Origin of the sequence: Phocaeicola sp. GP0067 (assembly GCF_031119655.1) — a bacterium.
GTDB lineage: Bacteria > Bacteroidota > Bacteroidia > Bacteroidales > Bacteroidaceae > Phocaeicola > Phocaeicola vulgatus.
In genome coordinates, this window is record NZ_JAVHZY010000049.1 from 1 (window position 1) to 10,060 (window position 10,060).

General features: G+C 45.1%; 8 protein-coding genes. 1 reads left to right on the forward strand and 7 read right to left on the reverse strand.

Going from position 1 to position 10,060, the window contains the following annotated elements:
• The first annotated feature begins 861 nt into the window (after positions 1-861).
• On the forward strand, positions 862-1,827 hold the full coding sequence (locus tag RE317_RS20600) for an extended-spectrum class A beta-lactamase CfxA4 (RefSeq protein ID WP_057280848.1): 966 nt from the start codon (positions 862-864) through the stop codon (positions 1,825-1,827).
• 92 nt (positions 1,828-1,919) lie between these two features.
• Here RE317_RS20600 and RE317_RS20605 read toward each other — a convergent pair whose 3' ends face one another.
• The 7 genes from RE317_RS20605 to tnpA form a co-directional block, all read right to left on the reverse strand.
• Entirely contained in the window at positions 1,920-3,323 is a 1,404-nt protein-coding gene (locus tag RE317_RS20605; RefSeq protein WP_303266287.1) for a mobilization protein, read from the reverse strand.
• A gap of 282 nt (positions 3,324-3,605) precedes the next feature.
• Entirely contained in the window at positions 3,606-4,721 is a 1,116-nt protein-coding gene (locus RE317_RS20610; RefSeq protein ID WP_004292742.1) for a DUF6371 domain-containing protein, read from the reverse strand.
• A gap of 3 nt (positions 4,722-4,724) precedes the next feature.
• Positions 4,725-5,822 carry an AAA family ATPase gene (locus RE317_RS20615; protein ID WP_004348225.1) on the reverse strand — a complete coding sequence of 366 codons (1,098 nt, stop codon included), beginning with the start codon at positions 5,820-5,822 and terminating at the stop codon, positions 4,725-4,727.
• A 5-nt stretch (positions 5,823-5,827) separates the two neighbouring features.
• Positions 5,828-6,202 carry an excisionase family DNA-binding protein gene (locus tag RE317_RS20620; RefSeq protein ID WP_004338328.1) on the reverse strand — a complete coding sequence of 125 codons (375 nt, stop codon included), beginning with the start codon at positions 6,200-6,202 and terminating at the stop codon, positions 5,828-5,830.
• A 199-nt stretch (positions 6,203-6,401) separates the two neighbouring features.
• Positions 6,402-7,259, reverse strand: coding sequence for a transposon Tn4555 protein TnpC (gene tnpC, locus RE317_RS20625; protein WP_004339687.1), 858 nt, complete (start codon positions 7,257-7,259; stop codon positions 6,402-6,404).
• Between the two features lie 247 nt (positions 7,260-7,506).
• On the reverse strand, positions 7,507-8,625 hold the full coding sequence (locus tag RE317_RS20630) for a site-specific integrase (RefSeq protein WP_004338318.1): 1,119 nt from the start codon (positions 8,623-8,625) through the stop codon (positions 7,507-7,509).
• A gap of 141 nt (positions 8,626-8,766) precedes the next feature.
• Positions 8,767-9,702, reverse strand: coding sequence for a transposon Tn4555 protein TnpA (gene tnpA, locus RE317_RS20635; RefSeq protein ID WP_004292844.1), 936 nt, complete (start codon positions 9,700-9,702; stop codon positions 8,767-8,769).
• Positions 9,703-10,060 lie beyond the last annotated feature (358 nt).

Consider the following 10,060-nt stretch of genomic DNA (forward strand, 5'->3'; position numbering starts at 1 on the left):
GTATTTACAACCGATTATTACTCAATATTTTATAGATAATAAGTCAGAAATATGGTTGTTATTTTTAATTGCACATTCTAAAAGGTGAAGATTTAACGCTTTTATTGATTATTAACTCAAAAAGGACATCAACTTGGGTCGTTTCTTCTCTTTTCCTTGCTATTCGTTTCCGATATTCCACTTTTGTTTTGGTCTATCTCATATGTACTGCAAAGGTATTGATTTTTGTTTGATATTGCTCCTTGCTTGCTCCTTGTCGTAGATTAATTTTCACACAGGAATTTTTGTTCTCTTTCTATAGGGGCTTGAAACAATCCATTTATTGGAAACAATTAAAGACGGAGCTGGTTTGCCCCAGTGCTTTTTAAGAAACAGGGCAATTATTTTATCTCCACAAAGGCTCTTGTTCCCAATTATGAGGAAAGCCTAATAAACGAGTTCTTACTGATGGGTATTTCGATAAAAGCTGCTTGAAATCTGCAACAAAAGTGTTGCCCATAGAAATGGAGTTAAGCCAATACACCACATAGCAGAGTTGCGGATAAAGTGTTTGTTCACGGAACGAGAAATCCGTAATCCATGTGTTTGGCATACGCATAGGCATCATTGGCTTGACAGGAAAGACCCGATTTGACAGTCTTGAATGATGGGCGCAGCAATTACGAAGTACGGGTCTGGGTACGGATTAAAAGGCTAAGTGATTATTTCCAGTCATTTAGCCTTTTTAATTATCTAATTTTTCCCCACATTTTCCCCACAGCTGTCTATTTATATATTTTAGAAACATATTTTTCCGTAAAGTTATGTACCTTTGTCGGCAAATAAAGATATTCTCGTCAAACAAATATAAATAATATAAACATGGAAAAAAACAGAAAAAAACAAATCGTAGTTTTGAGTATAGCTTTAGTTTGCATTTTCATCTTGGTATTTTCATTGTTCCATAAATCAGCGACAAAAGATAGCGCAAATCCTCCTTTAACAAATGTTTTGACTGATAGCATTTCTCAAATTGTCTCAGCTTGTCCTGGCGAAATTGGTGTGGCGGTTATTGTTAATAACAGAGATACGGTTAAGGTCAATAATAAGAGTGTTTATCCTATGATGAGTGTGTTTAAGGTTCATCAGGCATTAGCTCTTTGTAATGACTTTGACAATAAAGGAATTTCACTTGATACCTTAGTAAATATAAATAGGGATAAACTTGACCCAAAGACTTGGAGTCCTATGCTGAAAGATTATTCAGGGCCAGTCATATCATTGACAGTGAGAGATTTGCTGCGTTATACTCTTACTCAGAGTGACAACAATGCAAGCAACCTTATGTTTAAGGATATGGTTAATGTCGCTCAAACAGATAGTTTTATAGCCACACTCATTCCTCGTTCAAGTTTTCAGATAGCTTATACGGAAGAGGAAATGTCGGCTGACCATAACAAGGCTTACTCTAACTATACATCTCCTCTTGGTGCTGCAATGTTGATGAATCGTTTGTTTACTGAAGGTCTTATCGATGATGAGAAACAAAGTTTCATTAAGAATACGTTAAAAGAATGCAAAACAGGTGTAGATAGGATAGCAGCTCCACTTCTTGATAAAGAAGGGGTTGTTATAGCGCATAAGACAGGTTCAGGTAATGTTAATGAAAATGGTGTTCTTGCAGCTCACAATGATGTTGCCTATATATGTCTGCCTAATAATATCAGTTATACCTTAGCGGTATTTGTTAAGGATTTCAAGGGAAATGAATCACAAGCGTCACAATATGTTGCGCATATATCAGCTGTAGTATATTCTTTATTAATGCAAACTTCAGTAAAATCTTAAACTGCACTTGCTTTGATAATTAATGATAAACAATCTAAAAGCACTCTAATCGTTATCGGAGTGCTTTTAGATTACTAATCAAATTGCTTCTATTATAATTTGAATCCTCTACTTTTTCTTTCTTCCTGTTGCGGCACTCTTGCTCCATATCTAAGCCTGTGCCATTGCTCCCTGAACCAGTCGGCAATCGGCTTCCTGTTTATTGTCAGGTTCAGCCTGCTTTCATCGTCAGGGTCATTTTCCACCCTTAAAATATCATCCTTTATATCAAAGTTCCGCCTGTGTTGATCGGAATAGATTTTACCGCTACATTTCAGGGCTTCTTTTTTGACTATAAGACTTTCAGTCATTTCTTTAGAGAATCCCAGCATGGCACAAAACTTTTCCATGCGCAGCATTTCCCTGAACATCGGAAACCACCTGAAAGCCTTGTCTATGATTCTGGCGAGCCGTGACAGTTCTTTTTCTTTCATGTCAAGTTCCTGCCTGTGCATTTCTCTGAGATTGTGGATTTGCGTATCATGCTGTTTCTGCATCTGCTGTACTTGGCTCTGCAATTTTTCAATATTGGTGTTCCGTTTTGAAACCTCGTCTTGCAGTTTTTCGTTGGCACGTTCCAGTTCTTTCAGTTTTCCACTCCCGAAAAGAGAAGCAACTCCACTAGTTATGGCTGTCGCTGCCGTGGTGGCTGTCTTCTTTAACTTGTCAGTGCGTATTTCTGATTTCACCTGTTTCAGTTCCTGCTCGGCAAGATTTATCTGTTCTTCTTTGTGCCGTTTGGCTGCATCCATGCGTTGCAGTTCAGCTTTCTGCTTCTCAATGATAAAGTCGTTCCGTTCCAGATGCTCCTTACCAGTGACAGCCTTTGACTGCCCGCGTTCCATCAGCAGGATGTCGGATGCAAGGGTCTGCATCTGCATCATGTCATCGTCATTGAGCTTTCGGCTCTTTCCTGTTTCGTGGTTCATCCAGTCGAAAACGATATGGGCATGATAGTTCGGCTTGAACCATCTGTCCCCGACTTTGAAGCTTTCCCTGTCTTCCGCTTCCGGCTGACCGTTCAGCCAATGCCCTTCATCCTTGTGCAGGAAGATTTGCAGCGGTGTGATTCCCCAGCGTCTTTGACACTCCTCACCGAATTTACGCACGTCTGCCAGTGTGGTGTCCGACCTGACAAGCAGCACTCCTTCACGTATGGGGGAGCATCCCGCAATCTTGACTATTTTACCGTTCTTGCCTTTGCGTTCACGCTCCTTTTCCTGCATGGCACGTCCGGTCTTTTCCTTTACCATCTGTCTGATATTGTCATAATGCATCCGCAAATCCGGACTGCCGAAGTCGGGATTTATCCACTGTTCGTTATCGGTGGATAGTTCAGGAACGACATAGATTCTGGACTCTCCGATGTGGCGCATGTATTCGGCAGTCCTCCTGTTGTGAGCCTCGCTCGATGCGATGTTGCAGGGCTTGATATGTATGCTTGATTTTGTTGCCATAGATACTTGTTTTTTGGTTTGTACTTTATTGTTTGCTTTTCCGCTGTCCGTAAACGCATGGGGTTCTTAGGGGTGCAACCCATAAGCGGAGATTGCAAAGAGAGGGTCACTCTTTGCTCTGGGTTCTCAGGGGAGAAACGCCCTGAGTGGGTCATTAGGGTAAAACCCTAATCCCCTCGGGAGAGCCCACAACTACGTAAGCGGAGCGTGTAGTTATAGTGGGCTATATCAATGGCAAGCCATTGTCTGCAAACTCCAGCCTACGGCTTCCGCTCTCCTCCGTCAGGGAGGTTTTTCATCATCGTTGCCGATTGGAGATGCACCGACCAGCACAAGGTCTAAATCGTCTATCAGTTTTTGCAGGACGGGATTCTTCTCTATCATCCGCTGGAGGATTCTCTCAGCCTCGACCAAGTGGTTGGCTGTACTCATCACCTTGCCCTCCCGTATCTGAAAGATAATCCAATCGGCTATGTCGATATGGGCTTCTTTTTGTTTCGGGGTGGCATTCCTTTCGATGATGTCCGAAACCACCACCTTACAAAAGTACATGCTCTCGGCTCGCTGTTTCCACTCGGCATAAGCATCGGCATCGGGAAAGAGAAGCACGGTTCGCCCTGACAGTACACGGAGTTTCTCTTCTCTCATCTGACTCTTACCACCCGTAGCCAGCCATACATAATCGGGGAAGATAGCAGAACCGATAACGGCACTCTTCTCGGATTCCACCAAGACCACCACCTTGTCGGGATGCGTTTTCAACAAGTGTTCCCCGAAAAGGCATTGGGATAGTTGCCAATCCTCTGCCAACACACGCTGCTTTTTCAATATGCTGTGTATCCAGTTCACTGCCGATGTCTGTCCTCCCTTGATACGGTGTCCGTCTTCGGGATTGTACTGCATCACCTTTCCCGTGCGTACCTTGCCCGTCCTGTCTATCTGCCAAAAGATAACAGAGCCGTCACGGGTAGCCCCCAAACGGTATTCCTCCAACAACCGCTTCAACACCTCTTTCGCCTTGTCGCCATAGTAGGAAGTAAGGAGTGTGAAGAGGAAACGGAAGAAATTGCTACGCTCGCTTTGCGACTTCTCCACATAGTGAGGGGGAATATAGCCGATGGCTGTCGGCTTACTTTGCTGCTTCACTTTCTTCTGCTCTGCTCTTTGCCTGTCAAAAGAGAAATCATTGGTAGTTCTGTGTTCAGGATGCTCTTGAAAATACTCTTTCGGAGTGTAGTGATACCCACAACCGCTTTCGTGGTTACATCTGCCGACCGATGGATGCAACGGCACATTATTTTCGTCCACGTAATAGACGAAAGAATGCCTGTCTCCGCATTTGGGGCAGGTATGCCGTGTTGCCGTTCCTTTATACTTCTGTAATGAATAATTGCCCATAGCTTAGTCCGTTTTTGATGGTTGATTGTCGGCTGTCCCATCCTGTCCCATTGTCCCACACTCTAAGGGTTGGGACAGTGGGACACTTGGGACACCTGCGTTTTTACTCTCTTTGCTGCGCTGGATGATACGGTTTACGGTGGACTTGCCACAATTCACCTGTGAGGCTATCTCCCTGACGGACTTGCCCGATTGGGAGAGTTGCAGAATTTGGCAATCCCTTTGGCTTGATTCATTGTCGCCCAATTTTTTCAAGTGTTCCTTTTCCGTGGAATAGCCCCTGAACACGAACTGCAAGAAAGCATCCACCTTGTCAATCTCGTAAACGATTACATTATCCGCATCATGAGAGAACGTGCCATAGCGCACTTTAAGCTGCTTCACATAGCGAAGCCCTCCGTCTTGGGCACTTTTTCCAATGGTGAACACGCTGTCAAAGAAATTGTAGAGCCGTTTGCTTCCGGCAAGGTCGTTGGATGTGATGGGACAATCCAAAGAGCGTTTGGGCGTATGTGCTAGGACAAGGATAGAGAGCGCATATCTCTTTTTGAGATTGTTCAGCTGAATCATCAGCCGTCCTGCGGCATCGCCTTTCTCCATGGCGCAACACAGGTAGGTAAGATTGTCAATGATGAAAATCTTGCAGTCGGTCTGCACAGCCATCTGTTCAATGCCGCCTATGATAGCTTCCTCAAAGTTGGCATCCAAAAGCTGGTTGCAGTCAATAGACACCCGATAGAGTTTGTCGGGAAAGGTGTAGAGCTCTCCATGCTCGTTGGTATAGCGGAGCTGGAACTGCTTTTCGGACAGTTCAAAGTCCAGATACAGCACATTGTCGGTTCGGGCGATGCGGTCGGCTATCTGCACGGCAAGGATGGACTTGCCCACGTTGGAATCGGCAAACAAGCAGGAGAGTTCCCCCTCGTACCAAAAGCTGTCCCACAGCGCACGGGGCGTAGGCAATAACGATGCTTCAAGAATGGTTTGGTTTGCCGTCTTGATATTCATCATGCCTACACTGTCGGGCATACCGTTATGCGCTTGGGATGCTTTTGTGAGGTCGCCACGTATCAGGTTGATATAGTTCTTATCCTCTTCCATATCATTCACCAGTTACGTGGGTTGGGCTTGCGACGGTGGGAAGAGGATAAGGACTTGTTCAGTTCCTCGTCTGACAACGGTATGGGATTCTTTCGGGCGGTTTCCAGCCACTTGTCCAGTTCGTCACGGTAAAGGCAATAGCGTTTGCCGGGCTTGGTGGCAGGGATTGTCCCTTCTGACAGTTTCATGTAGAGCGTACCCTTAGGGATACCTAAATACTCTGCTGCCTCGTCCACAGACATGGGCACGTGGGTGTCCACCGTTTTGGCATTGTTCACACTGCGCTGCTCGGCGAGCAGGCTTTTCAGGCTCATCACTTCGTCTCGAAGCTGAGCGACAACCTCGGGGAGGTCGTTGAAGGTAAGAATTGATTTTTCCATTCGCGTACTCGTCTCTTTTGTAAGACTTGGCGCAAAGGACTGAAATGATATATCCGTGAATATCTCCACGACACGTCATTGCAAAATAATTCCCGAATAATTAAGCCCAGCCATAAATGACGGGTAAAATTACTCGGGAAACGATGTAAAACAGGCGGTTATGAGTTACCGGATGGTTGTCGTTGGTGTCGTGATTATCCTAATTCCGCACATAATCCTCGGGATAGTGGAAATCAAGTTTGCCGTTTTCGGGTTCATCAATGGGAATTTCCGTCTTTAACGGCTCTACCTTGAAATTCTTGATGGTTGATAAGTCTGTATCAGCAAACGATTTCGGGAAAAGGGCTTTGATGAACTTGGCACGGTTATCCCCATTGTAGTATCTCTTGTACAGGAAACGCTCAGAGATATTCCATACGAAGTGACGGAGTGGAATGTTGTTGATGTCTTTGGTAAACGGTCTTTGTATGGGCTTCGGGGTATAAGTGTTAAGATTCATCCATTTGTCCACCTCAGTACAGATGTGGTTCACGGTTTCTTGGTCGGCAATGCGAGGCAGGTAATAATGGCAATACTCCATGACCATGCGGATGCGCTCTTCCTTTTCCCGTTGCTCTCTGCTTGCGTAATTGGCACGGTTCTTTTCGTGAAGATCCGGGGCGATAGTAAGCTCTATCGGTTGTGTTTGGATAAGTGTCTCTTCTTTTGTCGGGGATGATTCGGGTACAGGCTCAGGGACTGATGTAGGTCCAGGCACAGATGTGGCTTCTTCAAGTGTATTTTGTGACAGTTCTTCCTGCACCTCTATGGCTTCGGCAATCGTTTCTTTCTTGCCGAACTTGATTTTGTAGATTTCGTATGTATCAAAGATAAGTGTCTGAAAGGAGAGATAGAGCAACCATCCCAACAGGTTACAGCATACGAATACTATCCACCTGACAAAGTTGTCTTGGTTGAAGCTGTCCGCTATTACCAGCGTGGCAATGGAAGATATTAGGACGATGGCGAAGCCGACAAAGCCCAAGATGATGTATTTGTCCTTGATTGATGATTCCATATTTCGTTGAGAGATTGAATGTTCCTGTATTATTTTGTGCAAAGTTAATGCTATTTTTCCCAATTACTGCCCGTTATTTGCGGTTAGAACGGTCTTTTTCAATGTATTTCACGAAATGTCATCATATCATACTCTGTTTCATACTCTGAGGGGCTTATAAATGGTGGCATCAAGCCAAAAACATAGAGGGGCGATTATAGCCTTGTAGCCATAACCGCCCCTCTGAATACCTGTCAATGTGAGACATTTATGCCTCCTTGCGCTTCAAGGTTATCTTGTCCACCACCTGACACATCTGCTGCGCTGCTATCTTGGAATAGATTTGTGTGGTGGTAATGTTCTTATGTCCGAGATAGGCTTGGATGACAGCCATGTCCGTTCCCATTTCCACGTGCAGGCTTCCGAAGCTGTGGCGGGTACAGTGAAAGGTGATTTTCTTGGTTATCCCTGCTGCCGTGAGCCACCGTTGGAGTGGTCCTTGCAGCATCTTGTCCTTGAAATCCTCAAAGATAAGTCCCTCGCCCCGTTCTCCCAGCAGTCCATAGGCTTCATCACTGATGGGGTTATGCACTATTTCTTTGGTTTTCTGCATACGGGTGGTAACGAACATCCTGCCGTTGGTGTATGGTTGTATCTGCTGCCACGTGAGCTGTCTGATGTCGCTCTTTCTCAGTCCCGTAAGACAGGCGAAAAGAAAAGCTTTTTTCAAGACCTCCTCCTCACAGGGTGTTTCGGCAAGCCGTATCAGTTCCTCTTGGCTCAAATGCTCCCTGATGGTGGGAATGCACTCGATGCGGTCTAAGAAGCCGTTTGGGTTCTCCTTTATCTTCCTGTCACGGTAAGCGGTGTGCAGCACGGCACGGAAAGTTGACCAATAGCCTGCTGCGGAGTTGATGTGCAGCTTTTGGTTGGTGTGGATGGATTGGGGTGCATCAAGCAGGTATTCCATGAACTTGCGGCACAAATCCACATCCACCTCCTCAAAGGTGCATTTGCCGTTCACGAACCGCTGGAAATGCTTGTATACGTGCTGCCACTTGATATTCTTGCGGTCAGCCAGTCCTTTGAAATAGGCAAGGAAATCGCCCTTCATCTTGGTCTTGTCAAAAAAGCCGTTGTTTTCATTGAAAATGGCTTCGTAGCGCTGGTTGCGCAGGATGACCGCTTTCTTCATCATGCGTGCGTTGAAGTCCCGTTCCTGCTGGTTTGCAGGTTTGGCGAAGATGTAAATTCCTAAGGCTTCACGTGTAATCACTCTCATGGTGACATTGTCACGGTAGCCGGGATAGTAGTCAAGGCATAGTGAATACTGTGTCCCGTTCTTAATCTTGCGCTTACGCAAGGTAACTGTTTTGCATTTACTCATAATAATTATGTTTTAATTGGTTGTATACATTTTGGAGTTGTATCCATGTTTCCGATGGCAAAGGAACAACGTGAAATATCCGTGAATACCTCCACGATACATCATTTTGAAATAATTTTCGATAATCCCGATTTTTCACGGTTATTTGTTCCTTTCAGCCATGACACGCTCCACATCTGAGCGCAAAAGCAGGTTTTTCACACCCACCTTTATCTTTTCGATGTGCTTCACCTTGACGATATGGCAGATGTTGGCTGACGAAAGACCATAGATTTGCTGCACCTGCTCAACGGTATAGTAGCGTTCATCGTTCACAAGGTCAGTTCTGCGGAGTTCGTTCAAATGTGATTTGGAGTAATAGGTACGCCCGTACTCTCTTTTAGTGGGTATCTTATGGCGATAGGTGTAGGCACGGAGTGCGGTCGGCTTCATGCCGAACAGTTCCTCCACCTCCTCGGTCAGTAGCCAGTCGGTAATTTCGCTAATATCAACTGCCACACCGAAAAACTCGTCAATATGCTTCTTGCTGTAATAGTTCTTTCCTGCGATACGGCAGATGGGGATATGGTTACGCTTGGCGGAAGTGTAAAGCCATGACTGCTTTACCTTAAAAAGGGACATCACCTCCTCGCCCGAATAGAAGTCCAACACTTCTTCGCTTTCCTTTTCCCTTTTTTCTCTTTTGGCAGGTAAGGAAGATGAAGATGATTTCCTTGGTGTGGAGGTGTTGCCGGGCAGGATGCGGTGATAGGGATTGCCCTCCAACATCTGCTCGATGTCGGCTCTGCGGATGAATGCCATGCGGTTGCTGATGCGTGAGGCTTTCAGCTTGCCGATGGCTACAAGTTTGTAAATGTACTGTCGGGAACAGCCCATGAGGATGGCTGCTTTGGAAAAGGTGAGATACTCCTGATGCTGTATCTCCATCAAGGGTTGGGCGACTTTGAAGAGGTTGTTCTTCTGCATCACTCTGGCTCGTTTGGCTTCTGCCTGACAAGCCTCACTGCAATATCTTTGCATACCGCTTCGGGTTACAAAGGACTTGCCGCAAAAACTGCATTTTCTGGTTGCTTTCATACCGTTTTATCGTTTAATGGTTCATTTCTTCAATCCTATATCTCTGAAATGGTAAACGGATGTGAACGGAAGTCAACCATTGTCGCTTTTCTACACAGTGTGACTGTTTCCGCATATCGGGGCGGTTATTGTCGCTTGTCGTAAACGGTTGTAAACCCTTGTCAACTGTCTGCACGGTGTGACAAAAAACAAGCCCCGCAAATTCTCCACGTCAGAAATACGTCTCAAAAATATGTGGAAATTTGGGAAGCGACAAATGGCAACCGAAAAGTGTTAAATTTTAGAATATGCTGGTAATTAAAGATTTACACTCGGATATTTCTGATTAGTTTTGGTTGTTCTATGGTTATAAATACAT

Coding starts and splice junctions, on each gene's coding strand:
- RE317_RS20600 (WP_057280848.1), top strand. CDS start 862: ATGGAAAAAAACAGAAAAAAACAAATCGTAGTTTTGAGTATAGCTTTA.
- RE317_RS20605 (WP_303266287.1), bottom strand. CDS start 3,323: ATGGCAACAAAATCAAGCATACATATCAAGCCCTGCAACATCGCATCG.
- RE317_RS20610 (WP_004292742.1), bottom strand. CDS start 4,721: ATGGGCAATTATTCATTACAGAAGTATAAAGGAACGGCAACACGGCAT.
- RE317_RS20615 (WP_004348225.1), bottom strand. CDS start 5,822: ATGGAAGAGGATAAGAACTATATCAACCTGATACGTGGCGACCTCACA.
- RE317_RS20620 (WP_004338328.1), bottom strand. CDS start 6,202: ATGGAAAAATCAATTCTTACCTTCAACGACCTCCCCGAGGTTGTCGCT.
- tnpC (WP_004339687.1), bottom strand. CDS start 7,259: ATGGAATCATCAATCAAGGACAAATACATCATCTTGGGCTTTGTCGGC.
- RE317_RS20630 (WP_004338318.1), bottom strand. CDS start 8,625: ATGAGTAAATGCAAAACAGTTACCTTGCGTAAGCGCAAGATTAAGAAC.
- tnpA (WP_004292844.1), bottom strand. CDS start 9,702: ATGAAAGCAACCAGAAAATGCAGTTTTTGCGGCAAGTCCTTTGTAACC.